This is a genomic window from Frigoribacterium sp. CFBP 8754 (genome assembly GCF_014841815.1).
GTDB lineage: Bacteria > Actinomycetota > Actinomycetes > Actinomycetales > Microbacteriaceae > Frigoribacterium > Frigoribacterium endophyticum.
Map to the genome: position 1 here is coordinate 1,168,929 of NZ_JACYUO010000001.1, position 26,526 is coordinate 1,195,454.

26 protein-coding genes and 1 tRNA gene are annotated in these 26,526 nt (G+C 73.4%); 19 read left to right on the top strand and 8 right to left on the bottom strand.

Translation table 11 applies throughout. The features are described 5' to 3' along the window. Positions 1 to 13: 13 nt before the first annotated feature. Positions 14 to 991 carry an aldo/keto reductase gene (locus IFT72_RS05360; protein ID WP_192045721.1) on the bottom strand — a complete coding sequence of 326 codons (978 nt, stop codon included), beginning with the start codon at positions 989 to 991 and terminating at the stop codon, positions 14 to 16. Between the two features lie 220 nt (positions 992 to 1,211). After that, positions 1,212 to 1,296, bottom strand: a tRNA-Leu gene (locus tag IFT72_RS05365). 98 nt (positions 1,297 to 1,394) lie between these two features. On the opposite strand from IFT72_RS05365, the gene IFT72_RS05370 reads away from it, so the two are divergent. The 5 genes from IFT72_RS05370 (at position 1,395) to IFT72_RS05390 (ending at position 6,955) form a co-directional block, all read left to right on the top strand. Continuing rightward, on the top strand, positions 1,395 to 2,732 hold the full coding sequence (locus IFT72_RS05370; protein ID WP_192045722.1) for a M20/M25/M40 family metallo-hydrolase: 1,338 nt from the start codon (positions 1,395 to 1,397) through the stop codon (positions 2,730 to 2,732). Between the two features lie 26 nt (positions 2,733 to 2,758). Next, positions 2,759 to 3,601 (top strand): undecaprenyl-diphosphate phosphatase, encoded by an 843-nt coding sequence (locus tag IFT72_RS15730; RefSeq protein ID WP_056054933.1) that lies wholly within the window; start codon positions 2,759 to 2,761, stop codon positions 3,599 to 3,601. Then, positions 3,598 to 4,857, top strand: a complete 1,260-nt coding sequence (mshC, locus tag IFT72_RS05380; RefSeq protein WP_192045723.1) for a cysteine--1-D-myo-inosityl 2-amino-2-deoxy-alpha-D-glucopyranoside ligase — start codon at positions 3,598 to 3,600, stop codon at positions 4,855 to 4,857. Before IFT72_RS15730 ends, mshC begins: the two co-directional genes overlap by 4 nt. Before the next feature lie 68 nt (positions 4,858 to 4,925). Then, the gene (locus IFT72_RS05385) at positions 4,926 to 6,272 is read left to right on the top strand and encodes a sensor histidine kinase (RefSeq protein WP_192045724.1); all 1,347 of its coding nucleotides are present in this window, start codon (positions 4,926 to 4,928) and stop codon (positions 6,270 to 6,272) included. After that, on the top strand, positions 6,269 to 6,955 hold the full coding sequence (locus IFT72_RS05390) for a response regulator transcription factor (RefSeq protein ID WP_056055931.1): 687 nt from the start codon (positions 6,269 to 6,271) through the stop codon (positions 6,953 to 6,955). The genes IFT72_RS05385 and IFT72_RS05390 overlap by 4 nt, the downstream gene beginning before the upstream one ends. 25 nt (positions 6,956 to 6,980) lie before the next feature. Here the strand turns inward: IFT72_RS05390 and IFT72_RS05395 are convergent, their stop codons facing one another. Further along, positions 6,981 to 7,901, bottom strand: a complete 921-nt coding sequence (locus tag IFT72_RS05395; RefSeq protein WP_056054942.1) for a proteasome assembly chaperone family protein — start codon at positions 7,899 to 7,901, stop codon at positions 6,981 to 6,983. A 113-nt stretch (positions 7,902 to 8,014) separates the two neighbouring features. Between IFT72_RS05395 and IFT72_RS05400 the strand changes: the two genes are divergently transcribed. The 9 genes from IFT72_RS05400 (at position 8,015) to lnt (ending at position 18,373) form a co-directional block, all read left to right on the top strand. Next, positions 8,015 to 8,707, top strand: coding sequence for an HAD family phosphatase (locus tag IFT72_RS05400; RefSeq protein ID WP_235491177.1), 693 nt, complete (start codon positions 8,015 to 8,017; stop codon positions 8,705 to 8,707). Between the two features lie 74 nt (positions 8,708 to 8,781). Beyond that, positions 8,782 to 9,849, top strand: coding sequence for a tRNA (adenine-N1)-methyltransferase (locus tag IFT72_RS05405; protein WP_192045725.1), 1,068 nt, complete (start codon positions 8,782 to 8,784; stop codon positions 9,847 to 9,849). 94 nt (positions 9,850 to 9,943) lie between these two features. Beyond that, positions 9,944 to 10,870 carry a hypothetical protein gene (locus IFT72_RS05410; protein WP_056054948.1) on the top strand — a complete coding sequence of 309 codons (927 nt, stop codon included), beginning with the start codon at positions 9,944 to 9,946 and terminating at the stop codon, positions 10,868 to 10,870. 75 nt (positions 10,871 to 10,945) lie between these two features. After that, a complete protein-coding gene (locus IFT72_RS05415; RefSeq protein ID WP_056054950.1) occupies positions 10,946 to 11,989 on the top strand; it encodes a YafY family protein in 1,044 nt (347 codons plus the stop codon). Further along, on the top strand, positions 11,986 to 12,978 hold the full coding sequence (locus IFT72_RS05420) for a WYL domain-containing protein (RefSeq protein WP_192045726.1): 993 nt from the start codon (positions 11,986 to 11,988) through the stop codon (positions 12,976 to 12,978). The genes IFT72_RS05415 and IFT72_RS05420 overlap by 4 nt, the downstream gene beginning before the upstream one ends. A gap of 62 nt (positions 12,979 to 13,040) precedes the next feature. After that, positions 13,041 to 13,295, top strand: coding sequence for a twin-arginine translocase TatA/TatE family subunit (locus tag IFT72_RS05425; protein WP_056054956.1), 255 nt, complete (start codon positions 13,041 to 13,043; stop codon positions 13,293 to 13,295). Positions 13,296 to 13,370: 75 nt separating this feature from the next. Further along, positions 13,371 to 14,126, top strand: coding sequence for a twin-arginine translocase subunit TatC (gene tatC, locus IFT72_RS05430; RefSeq protein WP_056055936.1), 756 nt, complete (start codon positions 13,371 to 13,373; stop codon positions 14,124 to 14,126). A 4-nt stretch (positions 14,127 to 14,130) separates the two neighbouring features. Then, positions 14,131 to 16,647: an RNA helicase gene (locus tag IFT72_RS05435; RefSeq protein ID WP_192045727.1), complete on the top strand. Its 2,517-nt coding sequence runs from the start codon at positions 14,131 to 14,133 to the stop codon at positions 16,645 to 16,647. 64 nt (positions 16,648 to 16,711) lie between these two features. Further along, entirely contained in the window at positions 16,712 to 18,373 is a 1,662-nt protein-coding gene (gene lnt, locus IFT72_RS05440; RefSeq protein ID WP_192045728.1) for an apolipoprotein N-acyltransferase, read from the top strand. Between the two features lie 120 nt (positions 18,374 to 18,493). On the opposite strand, the gene IFT72_RS05445 is transcribed toward lnt, so the two are convergent. The 4 genes from IFT72_RS05445 to IFT72_RS05460 all read right to left on the bottom strand — a co-directional run bounded on the left by IFT72_RS05445 (position 18,494) and on the right by IFT72_RS05460 (position 21,387). Further along, entirely contained in the window at positions 18,494 to 18,859 is a 366-nt protein-coding gene (locus IFT72_RS05445) for an RNA polymerase-binding protein RbpA (RefSeq protein WP_056054962.1), read from the bottom strand. Positions 18,860 to 18,946: 87 nt separating this feature from the next. After that, positions 18,947 to 19,690, bottom strand: coding sequence for a glycerophosphodiester phosphodiesterase family protein (locus tag IFT72_RS05450; RefSeq protein ID WP_371741175.1), 744 nt, complete (start codon positions 19,688 to 19,690; stop codon positions 18,947 to 18,949). A 47-nt stretch (positions 19,691 to 19,737) separates the two neighbouring features. Further along, positions 19,738 to 20,892, bottom strand: coding sequence for an SPFH domain-containing protein (locus tag IFT72_RS05455; protein WP_192045729.1), 1,155 nt, complete (start codon positions 20,890 to 20,892; stop codon positions 19,738 to 19,740). 12 nt (positions 20,893 to 20,904) lie between these two features. Beyond that, positions 20,905 to 21,387 carry an NfeD family protein gene (locus IFT72_RS05460; protein ID WP_371741176.1) on the bottom strand — a complete coding sequence of 161 codons (483 nt, stop codon included), beginning with the start codon at positions 21,385 to 21,387 and terminating at the stop codon, positions 20,905 to 20,907. 145 nt (positions 21,388 to 21,532) lie between these two features. On the opposite strand from IFT72_RS05460, the gene IFT72_RS05465 reads away from it, so the two are divergent. Together IFT72_RS05465 and IFT72_RS05470 are read left to right on the top strand one after the other, a co-directional pair. Beyond that, positions 21,533 to 22,300: an SDR family oxidoreductase gene (locus tag IFT72_RS05465; protein WP_167259235.1), complete on the top strand. Its 768-nt coding sequence runs from the start codon at positions 21,533 to 21,535 to the stop codon at positions 22,298 to 22,300. Positions 22,301 to 22,310: 10 nt separating this feature from the next. Continuing rightward, complete coding sequence (locus tag IFT72_RS05470) at positions 22,311 to 22,769, top strand: NUDIX hydrolase (RefSeq protein WP_056054980.1); 459 nt, start codon at positions 22,311 to 22,313, stop codon at positions 22,767 to 22,769. A 131-nt stretch (positions 22,770 to 22,900) separates the two neighbouring features. On the opposite strand, the gene IFT72_RS05475 is transcribed toward IFT72_RS05470, so the two are convergent. Beyond that, positions 22,901 to 24,388 (bottom strand): cryptochrome/photolyase family protein, encoded by a 1,488-nt coding sequence (locus IFT72_RS05475; RefSeq protein ID WP_371741177.1) that lies wholly within the window; start codon positions 24,386 to 24,388, stop codon positions 22,901 to 22,903. Positions 24,389 to 24,429: 41 nt separating this feature from the next. Between IFT72_RS05475 and IFT72_RS05480 the strand changes: the two genes are divergently transcribed. The 3 genes from IFT72_RS05480 (at position 24,430) to folP (ending at position 26,526) form a co-directional block, all read left to right on the top strand. Then, positions 24,430 to 24,942 carry a hypothetical protein gene (locus IFT72_RS05480; protein ID WP_244634147.1) on the top strand — a complete coding sequence of 171 codons (513 nt, stop codon included), beginning with the start codon at positions 24,430 to 24,432 and terminating at the stop codon, positions 24,940 to 24,942. A 92-nt stretch (positions 24,943 to 25,034) separates the two neighbouring features. Beyond that, positions 25,035 to 25,622 (top strand): GTP cyclohydrolase I, encoded by a 588-nt coding sequence (folE, locus tag IFT72_RS05485; RefSeq protein ID WP_192045732.1) that lies wholly within the window; start codon positions 25,035 to 25,037, stop codon positions 25,620 to 25,622. Continuing rightward, entirely contained in the window at positions 25,615 to 26,526 is a 912-nt protein-coding gene (gene folP / locus IFT72_RS05490; protein ID WP_371741178.1) for a dihydropteroate synthase, read from the top strand. Before folE ends, folP begins: the two co-directional genes overlap by 8 nt.

The window sequence follows — 26,526 nt, forward strand, 5'->3', positions numbered from 1 at the left end:
GGGGCGGCGCGGGTCAGAAGCCCTCGTTCTCCCTCGTGACGTACGGCGACTCGAGGGCGTCGAGCTCGTCGTCGGTCAGCCACAGGTCGACCGAGGCGACGGCGTCGTCGAGGTGCTGCATCTTCGTGGCGCCGACGATGGGCGCGGTGACGACCTCCTGCTGGCGGACCCAGGCGAGGGCCACCTGTGCGCGGGAGACGCCCCGCGCCTCCGCCACCGTCGCGACGGCCGCGGCGACCTGGCGGTCGGCGTCCTCTCGCTGGCGGTAGAGGGTGCCGCCGAACTGGTCGGTCTCGGTGCGGGCCGTGGTGTCGTCCCAGTCCCGGGTGAGCTTGCCCCGCGCCAGCGGCGACCAGGGGATCACCCCGACGCCCTGGTCGAGGCAGAGGGGGTGCATCTCGCGCTCCTCCTCGCGCTGGACGAGGCTGTACTGGTCCTGCATGGAGACGAAGCGCGTCCAGCCGCCGAGGTCGGCCGTGTGCTGCGCCTTGGCGAACTGCCACGCCCACATGCTCGAGGCGCCGACGTAGCGGGCCTTGCCCGACTTGACGACGTCGTGCAGGGCCTCCATCGTCTCCTCGATCGGGGTCTCCGGGTCCCAGCGGTGGATCTGGTAGAGGTCGACGTGGTCCGTCCCGAGGCGGCGGAGGCTGTCGTCGATCGCGCTCATCACGTGGGCCCGCGAGAGCCCCGCGCCGTTCGGGCCGGGGCGCATGCGGTTGAAGACCTTCGTGGCGATGACGACCTCGTCGCGGCGGGCGAAGTCGGCGAGGGCGCGCCCGACGATCTCCTCGCTCGTGCCGTCGGAGTAGACGTCGGCGGTGTCGAAGGTGGTCACGCCCTGCTCGAGCGCCCGCTGGATGAACGGGCGGGACTCCTCCTCGGGGAGGCTCCACGGGTGGGCGCCGCGCTCCGGGACGCCGTAGCTCATGCAGCCGAGGACGACGGCCGAGACCTGCAGCCCGCTCGATCCGAGACGTGTGTACTCCATCGTGTTCCCTCTCTCTGTCCGGTCGACTGCGACAGTAGACCGCGCGGGGGGTCGGGAACCGGACGACGAGGACCGACGCCGCCCACGACGCCCACGACGCCACCGCCGGGAACGACACGGCAGGCGAAGGCACGGCCGGGAACGACGAAGGGCCCCGCCGGAGCGGGGCCCTTGCCGTGGTGCTGCACTGTCTCAACCAGTGTGTCGATCCGAGGATCGGTGTCCGAGGGGGGACTTGAACCCCCACGCCCTATACGGGCACTAGCACCTCAAGCTAGCGCGTCTGCCATTTCCGCCACCCGGACTGGATGATGCCTGCCGAAGCCGACCACGAAACATTAGCACGGCTCCGAGGGCCTCGATGACCACGGGCAGGAGGGGGGCTCCGGGTAGCGTGGTCGGCATGACGACGACCCCTCAGTCCGAGCCCGCCACGACCGACCGCGAGGTCGAGCTCGACGAGACGGCGACCATCGCGCGCGACCTGATCCGGTTCGACACGTCGAACTACGGGGGCGGTCGGTCGAACGGCGAGGCGGACGCCGCCGAGTACGTGGCCGACGCGCTCCGGGCGCTCGACCTGGAGCCGCTCGTGTTCGAGTCCGAGCCCGGCCGCGTGAGCGTCCTCGCCCGGGTCGAGGGGGCCGACCGCTCCAAGCCGGGGCTCGTCGTGCACGGGCACCTCGACGTCGTGCCCGCCGACCCGGCGAACTGGTCGGTCGACCCGTTCGCGGGCGTCGTCCGCGACGGCATGCTCTGGGGCCGCGGCGCCGTCGACATGAAGAACATGGACGCCATGATGCTGTCGTCGCTCGGCGACATCATCCGGGCCGGTGAGCGACCCGCCCGCGACCTCGTCGTCGGGTTCCTGGCCGACGAAGAGGCCGGGGGAGTCCTCGGCTCGCACTTCCTGGTGACCGAGCACCCCGAGGTCTTCGAGGGCGCCACGGAGGCGATCAGCGAGGTCGGCGGGTACTCCACCTTCATCGACGGCCGGCGCTCGTACCTGCTGCAGACAGGCGAGAAGGCCCTGATCTGGATCAAGCTCCGAACCCGGGGCACGGCCGGCCACGGGTCGCAGATGATCGTCGCGAACGCCGTGACGCGGCTGGCCGAGGCCGTCGCGGTGCTCGGCCGGCAGCAGTGGCCCATCGCCCTCACCGACACGACCACGGCGCTCCTCTCCGAGGTGGCGCGCATCCTCGACGTCGACCTCGAGCAGACGTCGCCCGACGAGCTCGTGCTGCACACCGGGACGGCGGCCGGCTTCATCCGCGGGTCGCTGCGGACGACCTCGAACCCCACGATGCTCACCGCGGGCTACAAGCACAACGTGGTGCCCGACACGGCGGAGGCGCTGGTCGACATCCGCTGCATGCCCGGCCAGGAGGAGGCCGTGCTGGCCGAGGTCCGCGCGCTGATCGGCGACGACGTCGAGATCGAGACGATGCACACCGACATCGGCCTCGAGACCCCCTTCTCGGGACCCCTCGTCGAGGCGATCACGGGCACGCTCGAGCGGCACGACCCCGGGGCCCCCGTGCTGCCCTACCTGCTCTCCGGCGGCACCGACAACAAGGCCCTCAGCCTGCTTGGCATCGCGGGCTACGGCTTCGCGCCGCTGCGGCTCGACGAGGGGATGGACTTCCCCGCCATGTTCCACGGCGTCGACGAGAGGGTGCCGCTCGACGCACTATCCTTCGGGAGTCGCGTCCTCCGGGACCTGCTGGCGACGTACTAGCACCCCCGCACCAGAAGGGCCCCCGCGTGGAGCATCTCCTCCAGGCACTCCTGCTCGGCCTCGTCCAGGGCCTCACGGAGTTCCTCCCCGTCTCGTCGAGCGCCCACCTGCGGCTCGTCGGCCTGTTCTTCTCCGAGCCCGGCTCGGCCGCCGACTTCGACCCCGGCGCGACGTTCACCGCGATCACGCAGCTGGGCACCGAGCTGGCCGTCGTCATCTACTTCTGGCGTGACATCACGCGCATCCTCACCAAGTGGTTCCAGGGAGTCACGGGCAAGATCCCGAAGGCCGACCCCGACGTGCGCATGGGCTGGCTGGTCATCATCGGCACGGTCCCGATCGTGCTGGTCGGCTACCTCGCCCAGGAGTACATCCGCACGGTCTTCCGGTCGCTCTGGATCGTCGCCGTGGTGCTGATCGTCTTCGGCCTGCTGCTCGGGCTCGCCGACCGCCTCGGGCGCAAGGAGCGCTCCTTCGAGCAGATGAGCTACGGCCACGGCATCGCGGTCGGGGTCGCCCAGGTGCTCGCGCTGTTCCCCGGGGTGTCCCGCTCGGGCGCCACGACGACGACCGCGCTCGCCCTCGGCTACTCGCGACCGGCGGCCGCCCGGTTCTCGTTCCTGCTCGCCGTCCCCGCGGTGTTCGGCAGCGGCCTCTTCGAGCTCGTCCAGAGCTTCAGCGACCCCGGTCCGTACTCGCTCGGCGAGACCCTCGCCGCGACGGTCGTCGCCTTCGTGGTCGGCTTCGTGGTGATCGCGTTCTTCATGAACTACATCTCGAAGCGCAGCTTCCTGCCCTTCGTCGCGTACCGCATCGTGCTCGGCGTCGTCCTGCTCGTCCTGCTCGGCACGGGCGTGGTGGCCGCGTGAGGGCCTGGACGCGGCCGACGGTCCCGGCACTGCCCGGCTCGGCGCCCCTCCCCGTCCTGCACGACACCGCGACGGCCGAGCGCCGCCCGACCCGCGTCGTCGACGGCGCGGCCTCCCTCTACGTCTGCGGCATCACGCCCTACGACGCCACCCACCTCGGCCACGCGTCGACGTACCTCGCCTTCGACACCCTCGTGCGGATCTGGCTCGACGCCGGGGTCGCCGTCACCTACGCGCAGAACACGACCGACGTCGACGACCCGCTGCTCGAGCGGGCGGCCGCGACCGGCGTCGACTGGCGCGACCTGGCCGCCTCGCAGACCGACCTCTTCCGCAGCGACATGCAGCACCTGCAGGTGCTCCCGCCCGACCACTACGTGGCCGTCACCGACGTCGTCTCGGACGTGGCCCGGGCCGCGGCGCGCCTCCTCGACCTCGGGCTCGCCTACCGGGTCGACACGCCCGGCTCGACCGAGGGCGACGACGTCTACTTCGACGTCCGGGCCGCCGAGCGGTCGACGAGCTGGCACCTGGGGCTCGAGAGCCGGTACGACCTCGAGACCATGACCCGCTTCTCCGCGGAGCGCGGCGGCGACCCCGACCGCCCCGGCAAGCGGGACCCGCTCGATCCGCTCCTCTGGAGGGCGGCGCGGGACGGCGAGCCCTCCTGGCCGTCCGCGCTCTCCGCCGGCCGCCCGGGCTGGCACATCGAGTGCACCGTCATCGCGCAGGCCCACCTGGCCGCTCCGATCTCCGTCAACGGCGGCGGCAGCGACCTCGTGTTCCCGCACCACGAGATGAGCGCGGCGCACGGGACGGCGATGACGGGCGAGCCGTACGCCGACCTGTGGGCGCACACCGGGATGGTCGCCTACCAGGGCGAGAAGATGAGCAAGTCGCTCGGCAACCTCGTCAAGGTGAGCGAGCTCGTCGCGGCCGGCCACGACGCCCGCGCCGTGCGGCTGGCCGTCGCGGGCCACCACTACCGGTCCGACTGGGAGTGGTTCGACGCCGACCTCGAGGCAGCCGAGGCCCGGCTCGACCGCTGGGCCCGCTGGGCCTCGGCGGCCGACGACGCGGCCGCCGACGACGAGCCGACGCCGCTCCTGGCCGCGCTCCGCCACGCGCTGGCCGACGACCTCGACACGCCCTCCGCCCTCGCGGCGGTCGACGCCCGGGTCGCCTCCGGCAGCACCGCCACCGCGGTCGACCTGGACGCGGTGCAGGCCCTCCTCGGCGTCGACCTGCGCCGCTGACCCGGCCGCGGCCCGCGCGGGCGGTGACGGAACCTCGCGACACATGACCGTCTGACATACTGACGGGGATGTCCTTCGTCGTGCCGCCTCCCCAGGACCCCGGGAGCGTCGATCGCCCGAGGCGTCGCCTCACGCGCCGCGACGCCCGGGTCGACGCCCTCGTCGCCCTCGGCCTCCTGGCCCTCGGGGCGCTCACCGCGGTGCTCGCCCTCGTCGTCGTGGACGGCGAGCCGACCGCGAGCACGGCCCCCGCCGAGACCTTCGCCTGGCTGGTCGCCCTGTGCGCCCCGGTGGCCCTGCGACGTCGACGCCCCCTGGTCGCCATGGTCGTGGTGGCCGCCGTCGTGGTGGGCGCCTCGCTCCGGGGCTACCCGGACGACCTGGCCCCGGCCCTCGCCCTCTTCCTCGTCATCTCCACCGCCAACGCCTGGGCCGCCTCCCGCCGTCGGGCGCTCGTGACGAGCGTCGTCGTCTCGGCCGCGCTCTTCGCCCTGCTGGTCGTCGGCCTCGCCCGGCGGGCGGGGGAGGTCGAGGGCGTGCCCGTCGGCCCGCTGACCGCCTCCGTCGTCTACTCCGTGGTGTTCACGGCGCTCTTCTTCGCGGGGGCCGTCCTGGTCGGCCGCTCCTCCCGCGTCTCGGCCGCGCGCCTCCACGCCCTCGAGCGGGCGGGCGTCGACCTCCGGGCGGCGCAGGAGGTCGTCGCCGACCAGGCCATCGACGAGGAGCGCTCCCGCATCGCGCGCGAGCTGCACGACGTCGTGGCCCACAACGTCGCCGTGATCGGCATCCAGGCGGGCGCCGCGCGTCGCGCCCTCGACCGGCCCGACGTGGCCCGCGGTGCCCTCAGCGCCGTCGAGGCCACGGCGCGCACGACCGTCGAGGAGCTGGAGCGACTGCTCCGCGTGCTCCGCACCCGCGACGGCAGCTGCGCCGCCCCGGCGGGCCTCGCCGACCTCCCGCAGCTCGTGGACGACACCCGTCGGCTCGGGCTCGACGTCCGCTGGGGCGTGGAGGGCGACGTCGCCGACGTGCCCGAGAGCACGGGGGTGACGGTGTACCGCGTCGCCCAGGAGGCCCTGACCAACACGCTGAAGCACGCCTCCGCCTCCGTCGCGGTCGTCCGGCTCCGGCGTCACGACCGCACCGTCGAGATCGAGGTCGTCGACGACGGTCGGGGCTCCGGCGACCGCGGGTCGCCCGGGACGACGTCCGCGACGGGCGTGACGGGCACCGGGCTGGGGCACCGGGGGATGCGCGAACGGGTCGACCTGCACGGCGGCGAGCTCGAGGTCGGGCCGCTGCCCCGCGGCGGCTACCGCGTCCGGGCGGTCCTCCCGGTCGCGTCGTGCGCGGTGCCCGGCCGCGAGCCCACGCCGGCGAGCCCCGCGCCCCGGTCGTCCGGGGTCGCCCGGTGACGGCCCGGCAGCCCGTCCGCGTCCTCCTGGTCGACGACCAGGAGCTCGTCCGGGCCGGGTTCCGCATCATCCTCGACACGGCCGACGGACTCGAGGTCGTCGGGGAGGCCCGTGACGGGCTCGAAGCGGTCGACGTCGCCCGCGAGACGCGGCCGGACGTCGTCGTGATGGACATCGAGATGCCGCGCCTCGACGGGCTCGAGGCCACCCGGCGCATCCTCGCCGAGCGCCCCGTCGACGGACCCGCCGTGCTCGTGCTCACCACCTTCGGGCACGGCGACTACCTCTTCCGGGCGCTCCAGGCGGGGGCGAGCGGGTTCCTGCTCAAGACCTCGGGCCCCGAGGAGCTCATCGACGCGGTGGGCGTCGTGCACCGCGGCGACGCGCTGCTGGCCCCGGAGGTGACCCGCGACGTCGTGGCGCGCGCCCTCGCGGGGCCGGAGCGCCGCCCGCCGGCCCCGAGCCCGCGCCTCGCCCTCCTCACCGAGCGGGAGCGGGAGGTGCTCGACCGGCTCTCCGTCGGCGAGTCCAACGCGGAGATCGCCCGGGCGCTCTACCTCGGCGAGGCGACCGTCAAGACGCACGTCTCGAACGTGCTCGGCAAGCTCGAGCTGCGCGACCGGACGGCGGCGGTCGTCTTCGCCTACGAGAACGGCGTGGCCGTCCCCGGCGAGAAGCGCTGACGGCCCCGCCTCGCCGGGGCCTCGCTCAGACCGCGGGCGGGAACCGCGGGTCGTCGCGGCCGTCGCGCCCGTCGCCGGCCTTGCCGTCGCGTCGGCGCAGGTACCGCTCGAACTCCTGCGCGATCGCCTCGCCGCTCGCCTCGGGGGAGTCGACGGTGTCGCGGGCCTGCTCGAGCTGCTCGATGTAGCCGGCCATGTCGTCGTCGTCGGCGGCCAGAGCGTCGATGCCCTGCTCCCACGCGGCGGACTCGGCCTCGAGCTCGCCCCGGGGCACCTGCACGTCGGCGACCTCCTCGAGCTTCTCGATGAGGGCGAGGGTCGCCTTCGGCGAGGGCGACGCGTGCACGTAGTGCGGCACGGAGGCCCAGATGGCGAGCGTCGGCACGCCCGCCTGCTCGAGGGCGTCGCCGAGCACGGAGAGGATGCCCACCGGGCCCTCGTAGCTGCTGCGCTCCAGCCCGAGCCGCGTGCGCACGTCGTCGTTGTCGCTGCTCACGAAGACGGAGATGGGCCGCGTGTGCGGGACGTCGGCGAGCATGGCGCCGAGGAAGACCACCGACGTGACGTCGTGCACGTCGACCAGGTCGACGATCTCGGCCGCGAAGCTGCGCCAGCTGCGCGACGGCTCGGCGCCGAGCAGCACGAAGACCTCGGTGCCCGGGGCGTCGACCGGGGCCGCCGCGAGCGACGTCGAGGAGTCCGGCGTGGCGTGCAGCTGGATGCGCGGCCAGACGAGGGAGCGCCCGCCGTCGTCGTCGAGCCCCACCTGGGGCCGGTTGAACTGGTAGTCGATGTACCGCTCGCCGTCGAGCTCGGCCACCGCCTCGAGCGACAGCGACTCGATGACGCTCCTGGCGACGCCGCTGGCGGCCTCGCCGGCGTCGTTCCAGCCCTCGAAAGCGACGACCAGGAGTCGTCCCGTCGCGAAGTCAGACGTGTCAGTCACCGTGTCCTCACCGAGTCGGGGAGAGGCCCTCGACGTCTCGGACCACGATAGACCGAGCACGAGGAGGCGCGGGTCGCCCGCCGGGGGAGCCCCCTCCCGTAGACTCCTCCGTCGTGACCGATCTCCTGCCTGCCGCCGTCCTCTGGGACATGGACGGAACCCTCGTCGACACGGAGCCCTACTGGTTCGAGTCCCAGGTGGCCCTGGTCGGCTCGTTCGGCGGCACCTGGACGAAGGCCGACGGCGACACGCTGATCGGCTCCGGCCTCTGGCACTCGTCGCGCGTCCTGCAGCAGCACGGCGTCGACATGTCGGAGGACGCCATCATCGACCACCTCACGACCGCGGTCCTCGAGCGCTGCGCCGTCCACGTCCCGTGGCGCCCGGGCGCGAAGGAGCTCCTCGCCGAGCTGCGGGCCGCCGGCGTGCCGACCGCGCTCGTCACGATGTCGATCCGCCGCATGGCGCTCTTCATGGTCGACGCCATCGAGTTCGACGCCTTCGACGCCGTGGTCGCGGGCGACGACGTGGAGCACGCCAAGCCCCACCCGGAGGCCTACCTCCGGGGGGCGGAGCTGCTCGGCGTCGACGTCGCCGACTGCGTCGCCGTCGAGGACAGCGTCCCGGGCCTCGCCTCCGCCGTCGCGGCCGGCGCCGTCGCGCTCGGCGTCGAGCACCACGCGCCCCTCGCCGACGACGCGGGCTACGTCCGCCGCACCACGCTGGTCGGCACCACCCTCGCCGACCTCCGCGAGCTGCACGCCGCGGGGCGCCGCCTGCGCGAGCAGCGCACGACCGACTCCTGACCCCCGGGGCGCACCCCGCGCCTCCTCGACGCCCCCGCCCTCCGGGCGCGCGCACCGACCGAAAGCAGCACCGCATGACCGCCACCCGCCGCCAGTCCGGGCCGTTCCTCGAGGGCGACAAGGTCCAGCTCACCGGGCCCAAGGGCAAGATGAACACGGTCGTGCTGACGCCCGGCGCCGTGTTCCACACGCACCGGGGCATGATCGCCCACGACGACATGGTCGGCCTGCCCGACGGCTCGGTCGTCGCGAGCACCACCGGCGACGAGTACCTCGCCCTCCGGCCCCTGCTGAGCGACTTCGTGATGTCGATGCCCCGGGGCGCGGCCATCGTCTACCCGAAGGACGCCGCGCAGATCGTCGCCTTCGCCGACGTCTTCCCCGGAGCGACCGTCGTCGAGGCGGGCGTGGGCTCCGGCGCCCTGTCGCTGTGGCTGCTGCGGGCGATCGGCCCGGAGGGCCGGCTCGCCTCGTTCGAGCGCCGCCAGGAGTTCGCCGACGTGGCGCTCGGGAACGTCACGAGCTTCTTCGGCGCCGAGCCCGAGAACTGGTCGGTGACCGTCGGCGACCTCGTCGAGAGCCTGCCCGACGTGATGCCCGACGGGACGGTCGACCGCGTCGTGCTCGACATGCTCGCGCCGTGGGAGTGCGTGGAGGCGACCACCGCGGCCCTGAAGCCAGGCGGCCTGGTGATCTGCTACGTCGCCACCGCCACGCAGCTGTCGCGGGTCGCGGAGGCCCTCCGCGCCTCCGGGGCGTTCACCGAGCCCGACGCCTCGGAGACGCTCGTGCGCGGCTGGCACGTCGAGGGCCTGGCCGTGCGACCCGACCACCGCATGATCGGCCACACCGGGTTCCTCATCACCGCTCGTCGGCTCGCGCCCGGCGCGGTGCTGCCGCAGCTCAAGCGCCGCCCGTCGAAGTCGGACTACTCCGAGGCCGACGTCGAGGCCTGGACGCCCGGCGCCCTGGGCGACCGCTCGGCCAGCGACAAGAAGCTCCGCAAGACGGCTCGTCAGGCACGCACCGCCGCCGACGCCGCGATCGGGGCCGCCGAGGCCGTCGCCGCGGGCAGCGCGCCCGACGCCGAGGCCGCAGCCCCGGCGAGCGAGGCGACCGACCCCTCGCGCGACGCCCAGTAAGCTGTCCGACGCATCCCGCGGCTCCCGGCCGCTCCTCGCGGCCCCGCCGCCCCCGAAGCACCCGCGGCCCGGCCGCACCATGGAAAGAGGCCCCGTGCGCACCATCCCCGCCCTCGTCGTCGCCGTCGGCCTGCTGGCCTCCCTGACCGCGTGCGCCGGCGACTCCGGACCGGGCTCGTCGGGCTGCCCGCCCACGGGCGACGCCGCCTCGGTGGTCACGGCCACGGGCTCGTTCGGGGAGAAGCCCGACGCCGACGTGCCGAGCCCCATCGTCACCACCGAGACCCAGGTGTCGACCCTCATCGAGGGCGACGGCGAGCGTCTCGTCGACGGCTCGCCCGTCATCATCGACTACACGCTGTACGACGGCGCCACGGGGCGCGAGGTGGAGGACAGCGGCTACGACGGCACCGCCGCCAACCCGATCACGGTCGGCGGCCAGGCCCTCGCCCCGCTCGCGGCGGCGCTCGAGTGCTCGACCGTCGGCTCCCGCGTCGTCGTGGCCGTCAAGGCCTCCGAGCTCTCCGCCTCGATCCAGGGCTCGGCCGTCGAGCCGACCGACGACCCCGACGCCGCGTACGTCGCGATCGTCGACGTCAAGCAGGCCTTCCTGCCGAAGGCCGACGGCCGCCCCGTGCCCGGCGAGAGCGGCCTGCCGGCCGTCGTCACCGCCCCGAGCGGCGCTCCCGGCATCTCCGTCCCCGACTCCGACGCGCCGACCGCGCAGGAGACCCACCTCGTCCGCGAGGGCTCGGGCCACGAGCTGACCGCCGACGACACCGCCGTCGTGCAGTTCACGGCCGTCACCTGGGCCACCCCCTCGACGGTCTCGGCCTCCACCTGGAACAACGGCGACACGGCCACGACCGTCGACCTCGGCGACCCGGCCCTCCCGGCCTCGATCCGCGACGCGCTCGTCGGCCAGCAGGTCGGCTCGCAGGTCATGACGGTCATCCCGGCCGCCGAGGCCGGCGGCGCGGACAGCTACGTGTACGTCTTCGACGTGCTCGGCTCCCTCTGAGCCCGTCCGCGGCCCCGGAGGTCGGTGCCCCGCACGGCGGGTCGCCGACCTCGGCCGTGGCCTAGGATCGATCGCGTGCCCGCCGCCCGCGCCCCCCGGATCCCCGTCGAAGAGCGCCTGTTCAGCCTCGTGCTGGCCCTGCTCGCCACCGACACCGGGCTGACCAAGTCGGAGGTCCTGTCGACCGTCCAGGGCTACCGGCAGAAGTACTCCTCGGCCGGTGACAACGCCGCCCTCGAGCGTCAGTTCGAGCGCGACAAGGACGACATCCGCGAGCTCGGGGTCCCGCTCGAGACCGTCGACGACCCCGCGGCCTCCGGCAACAACCAGCTGCTCCGCTACCGGATCCCGCGCGGCAGCTACGAGCTGCCGCTCGACATCTCGTTCTCGCCGGAGGAGACGGCCCTGCTGACCCTGGCGGCCATGGTCTGGCGTGAGGGCACGCTCTCGGGCGAGTCCCGCCGGGCCCTCCTCAAGCTCCGCTCGCTGGGCGGGACGGCCACCGTGCCCGAGCTCGAGTACGCGCCGCGCATCCGGTCCCGCGACGCCGCCTTCGAGCCGCTCCGCACCGCCCTCGACCGCGGGGTCGTCGTGCGGTTCGACTACCTGAAGCCGGGGGAGGCCCGGCCCCGCCGCCGCGAGGTCGCGCCGTTCGCGCTCGTCCAGCACCAGGGGCGCTGGATGGTCCCGGCGATCGAGCCCGACACCGGCTCGCGGAAGAACTTCCTCCTCTCGCGCATCGTCGGCCCGGTGACGGTCACCGGCCGCTCCTTCCCGCGGCCGGCGGACGCGACCGCCGACTCCGCCCTCGCGGGGCTGGAGGAGCTGCGCCGGTCGAACACCGCGCTCGTGCGCGTGGTCGAGGCGTCGGACGCCGAGACCCGGCTCTCGAAGCGCCGGGGGACGGAGTCCCGGGGCGCCGACGTGCTGGCCGTCCACTACTCCGACGCGTCCATCCTCGCCGAGGAGCTCTCCTCGTTCGGCCCGGAGGTCACCGTCCTCGAGCCCGCGAACCTCCGCGAGCTGGTCGTGCAGCGCCTGCGACGCCTCGTCGCCGACCACGACGACGACGGAGCACGGCCCGTGGGCTCCTCGATCGAGACCGGGGCCCGATCGTGAGCGACCGCCGACCCGCGCTGCAGGCGACCGACAAGCTGGCCTTCCTGCTCGCCCTCGTCCCGTGGCTGATCGACCGCGAGCGCGTGAGCGTCGCCGAGGCGGCCGAGCACTTCGCCGTCAGCACGGCGGAGATCCGGCGCGCGGTCGAGCTCATCGCCGTCTCCGGCATCCCGGGCGAGACATCGCAGTACCAGCACGGCGACCTCTTCGACATCGCGTGGGACGACTTCGAGCAGAACGACGTCATCGTGCTGACGAACCTCGTCGCCATCGACGAGTCGCCGCGGTTCTCGTCCCGCGAGGCGGCGGCGCTCATCGCCGGGCTCCAGTACCTGTCGTCCCTGCCCGACCACGCCGACCGGGCCGCCGTCGCCTCGCTGACCGCGAAGCTCTCGCGGGGCGCGTCGAGCGAGCCGAGCCAGGTGGCCGTCGCCGAGAGCGAGTCGGACGAGGCCCTCGCCGTCGTCGGCCGTGCGGTGGAGGCGGGGGTCCAGCTGGAGTTCGACTACGCCGGGGTCCGCGGCCGTGCCGAGCGTCGACGGGTCGACCCGCTGCGGGTCGAGTCCCTGGACGCCGACTGGTACCTCCGCGCCTGGGACCACGTGCGCGAGGGGCTGCGCACCTTCCGCGTCGACCGGATGTCACGACCGGCGCTCACCGACGCGCCCATCACGCACCGCGCCTCCGACCTCTCCCTCCCGGACACGCTCTTCGAGGGCTCTCCCGACGACGTCGTCGTCACGATCGAGATCGACGACGCAGCCGCCGCCCTGCTCGACGACTGGTCGCCGACCGACGTCGAGCGGGCGGACGAGGGCCGCACGCGCCTCTCGCTCCGGGTGTCGCACCACGGGACGGTGGCCCGCCTGGTCGCCGGGCTGCCGGGGCGGGCCTGCGTCGTGGCACCGCCGGAGGCGCGGAGGGCCGTCGCGGAGTGGGCACGTCGTGCCGCGGCCGAGTACGACGCCGAGGGAACCGCCGCGGGCTGACCGAGGCCGCCCAGGGACGGCACGGTACACTTGCCACTCATCCGTCCCGCGAGGAGGACCTCATGCTCGGCAACCTCACCGGCTTCCACCTGATCATCATCCTGGCGATCATCCTGCTGCTCTTCGGTGCGCCCAAGCTCCCCGGGCTCGCGAAGAGCATCGCCCAGTCGATGCGCATCTTCAAGAACGAGATCGGCGACGACAAGAAGACGGCCGACGACGACGTCCGCCGTCCGACGGTCGACGACGCACCGCGGTCGACGTCCTCGACGACCACCCGCCCCGTGCACGGGGACGATCTGCCGCCGAAGCTCTAGCGCGTGGCCGCGACCACCAGCACCGGCACGAGCGAGGGCGGCGGTGCTCCCCGTCAGCGGTCCCGTGACGGCCGGATGTCGCTCGGCGCGCATCTCGTCGAGCTCCGCAAGCGGCTGTTCCGGTCCGCCCTCGCGCTGATCCTCGCCAGCGTCGCCGGCTTCGCGCTCTCGTCCTGGGTGCTCGACGTGCTCCGGGGGCCCATCACGCAGATGGCGGTCGCGCGGGGCACCGAGGCGACGCTCAACTACCCGACCATCGCGGGCAGCTTCGACCTGCGCCTGCAGATCGCGGTCACCGTCGGCGTCATCCTGTCGAGCCCCGTCTGGCTCTACCAGGTCTGGGCGTTCATCGTCCCCGCGCTCGTCCGACGTGAGAAGGTCTACGCGGTCAGCTTCATCGGCTCGGCCATCCCGCTCTTCCTCCTGGGCTGCGCCAGCGGCTACTACGTCCTGCCGCACATCGTCGAGGCGCTCACCGGCTTCGTCGCGGCGGAGGACGCGGCGATCATCGACGCGAAGCAGTACTTCGACTTCGTCCTCAAGCTGATCCTCGCGGTGGGCATCGCGTTCGTCCTGCCGGTCTTCCTCGTGCTGCTCAACTTCGTCGGCGTCATCTCCGCCGTGGGCATCATCAAGGGCTGGCGCGTCGCCATCCTGCTCATCGCGCTCTTCACCGCGATCGCGACCCCGGCGGCCGACGTGTTCTCGATGTTCCTGCTCGCGATCCCGATGGTGGTGCTCTACTTCGCCGCGGCCGGGGTCGCCTGGCTGCACGACAGGCAGGTGGCGAAGAAGGTGGCGGCCCTCGACGCCGAACTCGCGGGAGGATAGCCAGATGACCAGCAGCGACCTCAGCCCCGCCGAACGGTTCGCCGCCTCGAAGACCCGGGTGCGGTCGCCGCAGCTGCAGTCGTTCCGCTCCCGTCTCGGCTTCGCGCTCGATCCCTTCCAGGAGGCCGCCTGCGCCTCCGTCGAGGCGGGCAACAGCGTGCTCGTGGCCGCGCCGACCGGGGCCGGCAAGACCCTGGTCGCGGAGTTCGCGATCCACCTCGCCATGCAGCACCCCCGCGACAAGGTCTTCTACACGGCGCCGATGAAGGCCCTGAGCAACCAGAAGTTCCAGGAGCTCGTCGCCGAGTACGGCGCCGGCGAGGTGGGGCTGCTGACCGGTGACACGAACGTCAACTCGCGGGCGCGCATCGTGGTCATGACGACCGAGGTGCTCCGCAACATGCTCTACGCGGGCTCGGAGATGCTCGACGACCTCCGCTACGTCGTCCTCGACGAGGTGCACTACCTCGCCGACCGGTTCCGCGGCGCGGTGTGGGAGGAGGTCATCATCCACCTGCCCCTCGACGTCCGCCTGGTGTCGCTGAGCGCGACCGTGTCGAACGCGGAGGAGTTCGGCGACTGGCTGCAGACCGTCCGCGGCGGCACGGACGTCATCGTCAGCGAGGACCGTCCCGTCCCGCTCGACCAGCACGTGCTCGTCGGGGGCAAGTTCCTCGACCTCTTCGACTCGAGCGGGCAGGCCGCCACCAACCGGGTCAACCCGGAGCTCCTGCGGGCGACCTCCATGTCGCGGCGGGGCGGAGGGCCCGGCGGGCGGGGCCGCGGCACGAGCGACCGCTGGTCGGGGCGCAGCCCCCGAGGCCACGTCGTGCCGCCGACCCCGCACCAGGGCGGCCGCCTCGACCGGTGGCGGATCGTCGAGATGCTCGACGACCAGAACCTGCTGCCCGCCATCTTCTTCGTGTTCAGCCGGGTCGGCTGCGACCAGGCCGTCAAGCAGGTGCTGCGCTCCGGCATCCGCCTGACGACCGCCGAGCAGCGCGACGAGATCCGCGAGATCGTCGAGGCCCGCTGCCGCACCCTCCGCGACGAGGACCTCGCCGTGCTCGGCTACTGGCAGTGGCTCGACGGGCTCGAGCGCGGGGTCGCCGCCCACCACGCGGGCCTGCTGCCCGCGTTCAAGGAGGTCGTCGAGGAGCTCTTCCAGAAGAAGCTCGTCAAGGTCGTCTTCGCGACGGAGACCCTGGCGCTCGGCATCAACATGCCCGCCCGCACGGTCGTGCTCGAGAAGCTCGAGAAGTTCAACGGCGAGGCCCGCGTGCCCATCACGCCGGGGGAGTACACGCAGCTCACCGGCCGGGCCGGCCGCCGCGGCATCGACGTCGAGGGCCACTCGTTGATCCAGTGGCAGCCGGGGCTCGACCCCCAGGCGGTCGCGAGCCTCGCCTCCCGCCGCACGTACCCGATGAACTCCAGCTTCCGGCCGACGTACAACATGGCCGTCAACCTGATCGAGCAGTTCGGCCGGTCGCGCACGCGCGAGATCCTCGAGACCTCGTTCGCGCAGTTCCAGGCGGACCGCGCCGTGGTCGACCTCGCGCGGAAGGTGCGCACGCAGCAGGAGAGCCTCGACGGCTACGCCCGCAGCATGACCTGCCACCTCGGCGACTTCGGCGAGTACACGCTGCTCCGGCGTGAGCTCGGCGACCTCGAGAAGCAGGGCGCGGCCCGCGCCGAGGCCCAGTCGCGCGGCGAGCACGACAAGCGCCAGCGGAAGCTCACCGAGCTGCGCAAGCAGCTGCGCCAGCACCCCTGCCACGCCTGCCCCGAGCGCGAGCAGCACGCCCGCTGGTCCGAGCGCTGGTTCAAGCTGAAGAAGCAGACCGACCAGCTCTCGGCCCAGATCCGCAGCCGCACCGGCGCGGTCGCGAAGGTCTTCGACCGCGTCACCGACGTGCTGCTCGACCGCGGCTACCTCGTGCCCGCGGCCTCCACCTCGGCCACGCCCGCCAGCCGAGGAGGCGCGGGGCGCGACGGGCGCACCGCCGAGGTGGCCGTCGCCCCGGCCGGCCGCACGCTCCGCCGCATCTACGGGGACCGCGACCTGCTCGTTGCCGAGTGCCTCCGGCTCCGGCTCTGGGACCAGCTCGACGTGCCGTCGATGGCCGCCATGGCCGCGACCCTCGTCTACGAGCCGCGACGCGACGAGGGGCAGCTCTCAGAGCGCTTCCTGCCGCGGGGCGCCTACCGCGAGGCCCTCGACGCGACACAGCTGCTCTGGGCCGAGCTCGACGACCTCGAGCAGGAGCACCGGCTGCCCGGCAGCACGCCGCCGGCTCCCGGCCTGGCCCTGGCCATGCACCGCTGGGCCCGGGGCGCGAGCCTCGACTCCGTGCTGGAGGACGCCGACCTCGCCGCCGGCGACTTCGTGCGCTGGACGAAGCAGACGATCGACCTGCTCGACCAGCTCTCCGTCGTGGCCGACCTCCCGGTGGGCCCCGTGGCGCGTCGGGCGCTCGACGCCGTGCGGCGCGGCATCGTCTCGTACTCGGCCGTCTGAGGCACGGGGGCCGGGCGCCCGGGCCGACCCGCGCCTCCCAGCGACGGCCACCTAGAATAGCACGGTGCCCACCCGAGTGACCGCCCTCCGTCTGCCGCTCTGGCTCGCCCTCGTGGTCGCGGCCGGGTCGGGCGTCGTGCTCGACGCCGGCTTCCCCGACGGCGACGTGTGGCCCCTCACGTTCGTCGGCATCGGCCTGGTGCTCGTCAGCCTCCGCGGCCGACGGGCCGGGTCGGCCTTCCTGGTCGGGCTCGTCGCCGGGCTCTCGTTCTACCTCGTCCACATCTCGTGGACGAGCCTCTACCTCGGGGCCCTGCCGTGGGCGGCCCTGTCGACGCTCGAGGCCCTGTTCTTCGCCGGGGGAGCGGTGCTCGTCACGCTCGCGTACCGCTGGGTGCCGCGCATCTGGCCCGGGGCCGTCGGCACGACCGTGCTCCTCCCGGTGGTCGTCGCCGGCCTCTGGACCCTGCGCGAGTTCGTCGCCGGCAACTGGCCCTACGGCGGGTTCGCCTGGGGCCGCGTGGCCCTCAGCCAGTCGCAGAGCCCCTTCGGCCCGCTCGTCGCGTGGGTCGGCATCTCCGGTCTCTCGTTCCTCATGGTGGCGCTCGTGGCGGCGGTCCTCGAGCTGGCGCTCCGGGCCGACGTGCGGGCGTCCACGCGGGTCCTCGCCGGCGCGGTCGCCGTCACGGCCGTCCTCGCCGTCCCCGCGTGGCCGACGACGTCGTCGGGCACGGCCACGATCGCCGGCGTCCAGGGCAACGGGCCCGCGGGCTACTTCGACGAGCGCGAACCCGGCGACCTGCTCAACTCGCAGGTGCTCGCCATGTCGGGGCTGCCGGCCGGCTCCGACCTCGACCTCATCGTGTGGCCCGAGGGCGGCAGCGACCGCGACCCCACCCGCGACGCCTACGGCCGCTACGTCTTCGACGCCGTCAGCGACGGCTACGACGCCCCGCTCCTCTCCGGCGTCATCACCCAGTCCGACGACGGCGAGGAGGCCTGGAACTCGTCGATCCTCTGGGAGGACGGCGCGGTCGCCGGCCAGTACGACAAGAAGCACCCCGTCCCCTTCGGCGAGTACGTGCCCGACCGCTCCTTCTGGCGGCCCTTCGCCCCCGACCTGATCGACCTCATCGCTCGCGACTACACGCCGGGCACCCGCCCGGAGGCGATGCCGATCGGCGACTTCGTCGCCGGCATCTCGATCTGCTTCGACATCGTCGACGACCAGCTCATCACGAACATGATGCGCGACGGCGCCCAGGTGATCGTCGCCCAGACCAACAACGCCGACTTCGGCGACACCGACGAGAACGCCCAGCAGCTGGCCATCACGCGACTGCGGGCCCTCGAGACGGCCCGGCCCGTGGTCAGCGTCTCCACGGTGGCCTCCAGCCGGGTCATCGACGCCGACGGGCAGATCGTGGCCGGCGTCACCGACTTCACCGCCGGCACCATGGTCCACACCGTCGACCTGGGCACCGGCACGACGCCCGCCGTCGTGGCCAGCCGCGCCGTCGAGCTGTTCGTCTCGTTCCTCGGGCTGGCGGCCCTGGTGCTCGCCCGGGTCATGATCGGTGGTCGCCGGTCGCGCCGACGCCGCGCCCTCGAGACCGCGGCCTGGCCCGAGCTGGCCGACCCGCGCCTCCGCCCGGGCCGTCGGCCGCGCTCGCTCGACGAGGAGCTGGACGACCCGAGCCAGTTCGACCTCCCTGCCCGGCGCTGACCATCCCGGCACCGACCGCCCCCGGGCACGACGACGCCCGGCCACCGTACGGTGACCGGGCGTCGTGGGGGAGCGGCGTCAGGCGCCGATCGTCGGGCGCCGAACTTCAGGCCCCGATCTTCACGCGCCGATCTTCTCCTGGCCGCGCCGGGCCCGGAGGAACGTCAGACGCTCCTGCAGCAGCTCCTCGAGCTCGTCGCGTGAGCGGCGCTCGAGCAGCATGTCCCAGTGGGTACGGGGCACCTTGACGACGCCCTCCTCGATCTCGACGGGCTTGCCGTCGGCCGACAGCAGCCGGCCTTCCTGCCCGCTCTTCGGCGACTGCCAGATCTCGGGCACCTCTGCCTCAGCAGAGAACACCATGTCGAACGTCTGGCCGTCCTCCGTCTGGTAGACGGCTTTCTTCCGGGGGGAGAACTCGACTCCCTCTTCGCTCTGGAGGCTCTGACTACCGAGTCTCATCCCGCGCAAACTGCGATCTGCCATGCGTGTGGTCTCCTCTCGCGGTGCGATCTCCCGTTCTAACGTCAGAGCGTGCCGTGATGTTTCAGGTGAGAGACATTCACAGTCTGTTCACAGAGGATCGGCAGCACCCCGACCGACCTCGACGAGGGCGAGGTCGGCACGATCGGTGACGATGCCGTGCACGCCGAGCGCGAGCAGTCGGCGCATCACGGCGGGGTCGTTGACCGTCCAGACGTGCGTCTCGACGCCCACGGCCGCCAGGTCGGCGACGCGGGCCGCCGTCACGACGCGCAGCCGCCCCCAGCTCTCCGGCACCTGCACGGCGCCGCAGCCGCGCAGGACGCGCCGGAGCAGGGCGTGCCGCACGGCCGTGACCGGGACGAGGGAGGCGGCCATCACGCCCACGACGCCGGGGGAGGACGCCGAGGTCGCCACGCCGGGCAGCGCGTCCACCACGCGACGACGGATCCGCTGGTCGAAGGACGTGAGCAGCACCCGGCTCTGCGCACCCACTCGACGGATCGCGCGCACGGTCGGGTCGACCGCCTCCGCCACCTTGACGTCGATGTTGAAGCGGGTCTCCGGGAACGCGTCGAGGGCCTGCTCGAGCGTCGGCACCTCCTGGTCGTCGGGCAGGCGCACCAGGCTCAGCTCGGCGAGGGTGAGGTCCCGGACGCGCACGGGCCGGCCGGCGACGCGACGGAGGTCGTCGTCGTGACAGACCACGGCCACGTCGTCGCGGGTGGCGTGCACGTCGGTCTCGACGTAGTCGGCACCCGCCGCCACGGCCCGGGCGAACGCGAGCATCGTGTTCTCCGGTGCGTCGACCGCGAGGCCGCGGTGCGCGAGCACCCGGGGCCCGGCCGGGCCGAACCAGCCGGAAGCGCCGCCCGCCTCCACTACGGAGCGGCCGGGGCCGCCGGCGGCGTGGTGCCCTCGTCGGGCGTCACGGCGTCAGGCGCGGCCGTGCCGGTGCCCGAACCCGAGCCGGTGCCCGTCGCGCCGGTCTCTGACCGGCTCGTGCTGCCCGGCGTGGTCGCGGTCGGGAACCCGAGGTCGGGCTCCGCCTCGAGGTCGACGGTCGTCGCGAGGTCGGGGGTGGTCGACATCTCCGAGACCTTCGTGGTCGGCTTCGGCGTCCAGCCGGGGGCGTCCGGGTTCTTCGGGGCGAAGAAGCCCTGGCCGATGCCCGACAGCGCCTCGGTCAGCTCGCTCGGGATGATCCAGAGCTTGTTGGCCGACCCCTCAGCCAGCTTCGGCAGGGTCTGCAGGTACTGGTAGGCGAGCAGCTTGGGGTCGGGGTCGCCCTGGTGGATGGCGTTGAAGACGGTGTCGATGGCCTCCGCCTCGCCCTGGGCGCGGAGCACCTGGGCCTTGGCCTCGCCCTCGGCGCGGAGGATGGCCGACTGGCGCATGCCCTCGGCCTCGAGGATCTGCGACTGCTTGGTGCCCTCGGCGGTCAGGATCGCGGCCCGGCGGCTCCGCTCGGCGCGCATCTGCTGCTCCATGGAGTCCTGGATCGAGGCGGGCGGGTCGATGGCCTTGAGCTCGACGCGGCCGACGCGGATGCCCCACTTGCCGGTCGCCTCGTCGAGGACGATGCGCAGCTGGCCGTTGATGTTGTCGCGGCTCGTCAGGGCCTCTTCGAGGTTCAGGCCGCCGACCACGTTGCGGAGCGTGGTCGTCGTGAGCTGCTCGACCGCCCCGAGGTAGTTCGCGATCTCGTAGGTCGCGGCCCGGGCGTCGGTGACCTGGAAGTAGACGACCGTGTCGATCGACACGACGAGGTTGTCCTCCGTGATGACCGGCTGCGGCGGGAAGGAGACGACCTGCTCGCGCATGTCGATGAGGGGACGGACCCGGTCGATGAAGGGCACGAGGAGGTTCAGCCCGGGGAGGAGGGTCTTGTGGTACTTGCCGAGCCTCTCCACCACGCCGGCGCTGGCCTGCGGGATGATGCGGACGGCCCGGAAGAGCACGACCAGGACGAGGACGACGACGATCGCGACGACCACGATCGTCGCGATGGTGCCGGCGCTGACGGAGGAGTCCATGCAGGGTCCCTTCTAGGCGGGGACGACCAGGGCGGTCGACCCCTCGATGGCGGTGACGACGACGGTGCTGCCGGTGTCGAGGACGGCTGGGGGCAGGGCGCCGGCGGGCGCCTTCGCCGAGCCGGTGGGCAGGAGGCGCGCCGTCCACGTGTCGCCGTTGGTGAGCTTGACCTGCCCGGCGTCGGGGCCGAGCGCGACGACGACGGTGCCGCGCAGGCCGAGGAGGGCCTCGACGTTGCTCGGGGTCGGGTCGCCGCCCCGGCCGAGGGCCCGGAGCAGGGGAGGGCGGACGGTGAAGAGGAGGAGCACCGCGAGCACGGCGGCCACGACGACCTGCAGCCACCACGGTGCGCCGAAGAGGTCGGCGAGCAGTCCGCCCACGCTGCCGATCGCGAGCATGAGGAAGGTCAGCTCGAGGGTGGTGACCTCGACCACGACGAAGAGCAGGACCAGGGCGATCCAGATGATCCACGCGTACTGGGTGACGACGTCCACGTCGGCCTCCTTCGTTCCCTCGACGCTAGCGCACGTCGCCGACATCCGTCGGGCGGTACGCTCGGACGGGTCGCCTGGCGACCCCGAGCCGCCACCCCGGCGCCGCGACCGAGCCGGTGCCGCCCCACAGACTGGAGCCCCCGCCGTGTCCAACCCCCTCGCCGCAGGATCCCTCACCGGCACGCGTGCCCTGGTCACCGGCTCGTCCCGGGGCATCGGGGCCGACACGGTGCGCTACTTCGCCGAGGCCGGCGCGTCGGTCGTCGTGAACTACCGCAACAAGGAGAAGCGCGCCCAGCAGCTCGTCGAGAAGATCGAGGCCGCGGGCGGCACCGCCTTCGCGGTGGGCGCCGACCTCACCGACCCGGAGAGCGTCGACGCGATGTTCGCGACGGTCTCCGAGCGCCTCGGCGGCCTCGACGTCCTCGTGATGAACGCCTCCGGCGGCATGGAGAGCGGCATGGCCGAGGACTACGCGCTCAAGCTCAACCGCGACGCCCAGGTCGCCCTCCTCACCGCGGCGCTGCCCCTGCTGCAGCCGGGCTCGCGGGTCGTCTTCGTGACGAGCCACCAGGCGCACTTCATCCGCACCACCGAGACGATGCCCGAGTACCTCCCCGTGGCCCTCAGCAAGCGTGCGGGGGAGGACGCGCTGCTCGAGATGGTGCCGCAGCTCGAGGCCGCCGGCGTCGAGTTCGTCGTGGTCTCCGGCGACATGATCGAGGGCACCATCACGGCGACGCTGCTCGAGCGCTCGAACCCCGGGGCCATCTCGTCGCGCAAGGAGAGCGCCGGCAAGCTCTACAACGTCGCCGAGTTCGCCGCCGAGGTCGCCTCGGCCGCGGTCGACCCGGTGCCCGCCGACCGCACGCGCCTCGTCGGCGACACCTCCGACTTCGTCCCCGTCGCGTAGGCGGCGCCTCGTGACCGAGCGGATCGTCCGGCCGACGTCGCGCCTCCTCGTCCTCGACGAGCACGATCGACTGCTGCTCATGATGACGAAGGCGCCCGACACGAGCGGCGCGGCCCGCTGGATCACGCCGGGAGGCGGCGTGGACCCGGGGGAGTCGCACGAGGAGGCGGCGGTCCGGGAGCTGCACGAGGAGACCGGCCAGGTGGTCGCCGAGGTCGGCCCCGTGGTCAGGGTCGACGACTTCGAGGTGCCCTGGGACGCCGCCGACCACACGCACGGGCACGCCGAGTTCTTCGTCGTGAGACTGCCTCATTTCGAGGTCGTCGACGACGACTGGACCGACGACGAACGGGTCGACATCCTGGAGTCGCGCTGGTTCAGCCTCGACGAGCTGGAGTCGACGACCGACCCCGTCGAGCCCGTCGACCTCGCCGCCACGGTGGCCGAGGCGCTGCGCGCAGGTCGCTGAGCGGCGTCCTGCACAAAGCGGGCTCTGACGGCGTCGACCCCACCCCTTCTGGCCGCTCTCGGTGTGACCGATAATGCACATTATGTCAGCTTGAACGTGAACGAGGAGCGCTCAGGCCCTCCCCGGGACCCTCACGGCATCTCGCGTGCCGCCTCCTGAGCGACCACGGCCTCGAGGTCGTCGAGCCCGCGCATCTGCCGCAGCGGGTTCCGCATGCGGGCGTTGTCGCGGAGCGCCGGCTCGGCCCGGTGCAGGAACGCCCAGTAGCCCGCGGTGAACGGGCACGCGTCGTCGCCGACCCGCACGGTCGGCGAGAACCGGCACGAGCCGCAGTGGTCGCTCATCTTGTCGATGTAGCGACCGCCGGCCGCGTAGGGCTTGGTCGCGACGACTCCGCCGTCGGCGTGCTGCGACATCCCGACGATGTTCGCGGGCATCACCCAGTCGGTGCCGTCGACGAAGACGTCGGTGAACCACTCGGTCAGCTGGTCGGGCCGGTAGCCGCGCTGCAGCGACCAGTTGCCGAGGATCATCAGGCGCTGGATGTGGTGCGTCCAGCCGTGCCGCGAGACGACGTCGATCGCGTCCGACAGGCAGGCCGCCTCGACCCCCGACGAGTCGAGACCCCGCCACCACACGGGCAGCTCCACCCGGGCGCCCAGGGCGTCGTTCTCGTCGACGTACGACTCCCCCAGGTGCCAGTAGAGGTGCCACACCCAGTCGCGCCAGCCGACCACCTGCCGGACGAAGCCCTCGACGCTGGCCAGGGGCGCGCCTTCCTCGAAGGCCCGCAGCACCCGCTCGACCACGTGGCGCGGGTCGAGCACGCCGAGGTTCATCGGCACGCTCAGCAGCGAGTGCGCCATCGTCCAGTCGCCCGACAGCATGGCGTCCTCGAAGGGGCCGAAGTCGCCGAGCCGCGTCTCGACGAAGTCCTCGAGCGCCGCCTCCGCCTCCTCGGCCGTGACGGCGAACCGGCGTCGGTCGTCCTCCCCCACGAACGTCACGAGGCCGGCGTCGCGCCAGGCGTCGAGCTGCTCGCGTACCTCGGCGTCGATCTCGTCCTCGACGGGCCAGACGGGGTCGGGCAGGCCCAGGCCGGCCGCGCCGCGGGGAGGCGCGTGGCGGTTCTCGTCGTCGTAGCTGAACCGGCCGCCGACCGGGGCGGGCCCCTCCATCAGGAAGCCCTCGCGCCTCCGGACGGCCTCGTAGAAGTCCTCCATGAGGAGGCGGCCGGGGCGGGCGGCGACCCAGTCGGCGAAGTCGGCCTCGCTGGTGACGAAGCCGCGGCTCGGCAGCACGACGACCGCCGGGGAGGCGGCGCGCACGACCGCGCGGAGGTGGCGGCTGGGCGGGTCCACCACCTCGAGGTCGCCGCGCCCGGCGAGGGCGTCGGCGAGGCGGTCGACCCTGACGTGCTCCGCGCGGTCGCCGAGCTCGGCGACCCGGTGACGGAGCGCCGAGAGCCAGAGGTGCGCCTTGGCCCGGTGCAGCGGCCGACGCGAGAACTCGTCGAGGGCCTCGACGACGAGCACCTCTCCCCCGTCGTCGAACGCGGGCCCCCACTGGCCGGGCAGCAGCAGCCGTCGTCGGGCGGGGCGCTCCGGGGTCGTCGTCACCCCGCGGACGCTACCCGCCGCCCCGGTGGTTGGGTCGGGTCATGGACGACGAGACCGCCCCCGTGACCCCCGGCTCCCCCGACACGACGACCCGCGACTCCCCCGCGCCCGTGCCCGACGACGGACCGGACGACGCGCACGTCCGCCCGGCCGGCGTCGACGACGCCACCGTCGAGGCCCTCGGCAAGCTGTCGGAGGCCCTCGAGGCCGTCGAGCACGCCCGGGGCCTGCTCTACGGCTTCCACCGGCTGACCGGCACCGCCGACCTGGCGCTCGGCGAGGCCGTGGACCTCCTCCGCGAGGCGGGGCACCACGAGCACGCCGACCGCCTGGAGCGCGACGTGGTGGGGCGCAACGTCGTCGAGGGCCGCTGGACCTTCCAGCTCGTCGAGGACTACGACGCCGGCTACTGGAGCGCCCTCCGGGCGGGCGAGGCGGCCGTCCGCGAGGACCTCGTCGGCGGGCGCCGTCACCTCTTCGAGTCCGAGATGAAGGAGGCGCGGCGCAGCCACGGCCGACGCCACCACGAGTCGCGCCCGGGCTCCGACGGCTGACCGCCCCGCCGGTCGACCGTCACCGGCCGCCCCGTCGCTGGGGGCGGGGATGCTCGGCTGACGTACGGGCAGGGGCCTGCGACACTGGCTCCATGAGCCACTCCCCCGTCGACCGGCCCCGCATCGAGGCCGCCGTGCTCGAGATCCTCGCGGCCGTGGGCGACGACCCGGGGCGCCCGGGCCTCCACGACACGCCCCGGCGCGTGGCGGAGGCGTACGCGGAGTTCTTCTCGGGGACGGGCACCGACGCGACCGAGCTCGTCCGCGCCTCCTCGGTGCCGGCCGAGCCGGGCCAGCTCGGCGAGGTCGTCGTCGTCCGCGACGTGCAGTTCCGCTCGGTCTGTGAGCACCACCTGCTGCCGTTCCTCGGCGTGGCCCACGTCGCGTACGTCCCCGGCGCCTCGATCGTCGGCCTCGGCAGCGTGCCCCGCGTCGTCGACGCCCTCGCCTCGCGGCCGCAGCTGCAGGAGAAGCTGGGCGAGGAGATCGCCGACGCCTTCGACGAGGGGCTCTCCCCCACGGGCGTGCTCGTCGTGCTCGAGGCGGTCCACGGCTGCGTGACGACGCGCGGCCCGCGCCAGACGCAGAGCTCGACCGTGACGCTGGCGAGCCGTGGCAGCCTCGGCGACGCGGCCGCCCGCGCCGAGGCGATGGCGCTGATCGGGGCGCCCCGTGGCTGACCCGGCACCGCGGCCGGCCGCGCTGGGCACCGTGCCGCTGCGGGTGCCCGTGCGCCGCATCGGCCGTCGCACGTTCGACTTCTCGCGGCAGGTCGCGGTGATGGCGATCGTCAACCGGACGCCCGACTCGTTCTTCGACCAGGGGCGCACCTTCGCCCTCGACAGCGCGGTCGCGGCCGCCGTGGCCGCCGCGGGGCAGGGCGCCGACTGGGTCGACGTCGGCGGCGTGCCCTTCAAGCCGGGGCCCGAGCTCTCGGCGGCCGACGAGATCGACCGCGTCCTGCCGGTGGTGGAGGCGCTGGTCGCCGAGTCGGACGTGGTCGTGTCGGTCGACACCTTCCGCCCCGAGGTCGCGGCCGCGGCGATCCGCGCCGGTGCGTCGGTCGTCAACGACACGACAGCCCTGCACGACCCGCGTCTCGCCGACGTCGTCGCCGACAGCGAGGCGACCCTCGTGGTGACCCACAGCCTCGCCCCGCCGCGCACCGCGTGGCCGCACCCCCGCTACGACGACGTCGCGCGCGAGGTCGTCGACCTCCTGTCCCGGCGCGTCGACCTCGCGCTGGCCCGGGGGGTGCCCGAGGAGAGGATCGTCGTCGACCCCGGCCACGACCTCAACAAGGCCACCGTGCACACCCTCGAGCTGACCCGGCGCCTCGGCGAGGTCGCGGCCCTCGGCTTCCCCGTGCTGGCCGCCGTCTCGAACAAGGACTTCATCGGCGAGATGCTCGACCGCGAGAAGCCCGACCGGCTGGCCGGCACGCTGGCGGCGGCGACCGCGTGCGTGCTGCTCGGCGCGCGCGTCGTGCGGATGCACGACGTGCCCTCGGCGGTGGACGCCGTCCGCATGCTCGAGGGCATCCTGGGGTGGCGGGCCCCGCTGCTCGCCCGACACGACGTCTAG

Bases quoted from the DNA above. Each gene is read 5' to 3' on its own strand.
- IFT72_RS05435 (WP_192045727.1), top strand. From the start codon at position 14,131: ATGACCAGCAGCGACCTCAGCCCCGCCGAACGGTTCGCCGCCTCGAAG.
- IFT72_RS05370 (WP_192045722.1), top strand. From the start codon at position 1,395: ATGACGACGACCCCTCAGTCCGAGCCCGCCACGACCGACCGCGAGGTC.
- folE (WP_192045732.1), top strand. From the start codon at position 25,035: ATGAGCCACTCCCCCGTCGACCGGCCCCGCATCGAGGCCGCCGTGCTC.
- IFT72_RS05360 (WP_192045721.1), bottom strand. From the start codon at position 991: ATGGAGTACACACGTCTCGGATCGAGCGGGCTGCAGGTCTCGGCCGTC.
- IFT72_RS05405 (WP_192045725.1), top strand. From the start codon at position 8,782: ATGACCGCCACCCGCCGCCAGTCCGGGCCGTTCCTCGAGGGCGACAAG.
- IFT72_RS05425 (WP_056054956.1), top strand. From the start codon at position 13,041: ATGCTCGGCAACCTCACCGGCTTCCACCTGATCATCATCCTGGCGATC.
- IFT72_RS05445 (WP_056054962.1), bottom strand. From the start codon at position 18,859: ATGGCAGATCGCAGTTTGCGCGGGATGAGACTCGGTAGTCAGAGCCTC.
- IFT72_RS05385 (WP_192045724.1), top strand. From the start codon at position 4,926: ATGTCCTTCGTCGTGCCGCCTCCCCAGGACCCCGGGAGCGTCGATCGC.
- IFT72_RS05455 (WP_192045729.1), bottom strand. From the start codon at position 20,892: ATGGACTCCTCCGTCAGCGCCGGCACCATCGCGACGATCGTGGTCGTC.
- IFT72_RS05480 (WP_244634147.1), top strand. From the start codon at position 24,430: ATGGACGACGAGACCGCCCCCGTGACCCCCGGCTCCCCCGACACGACG.
- tatC (WP_056055936.1), top strand. From the start codon at position 13,371: ATGTCGCTCGGCGCGCATCTCGTCGAGCTCCGCAAGCGGCTGTTCCGG.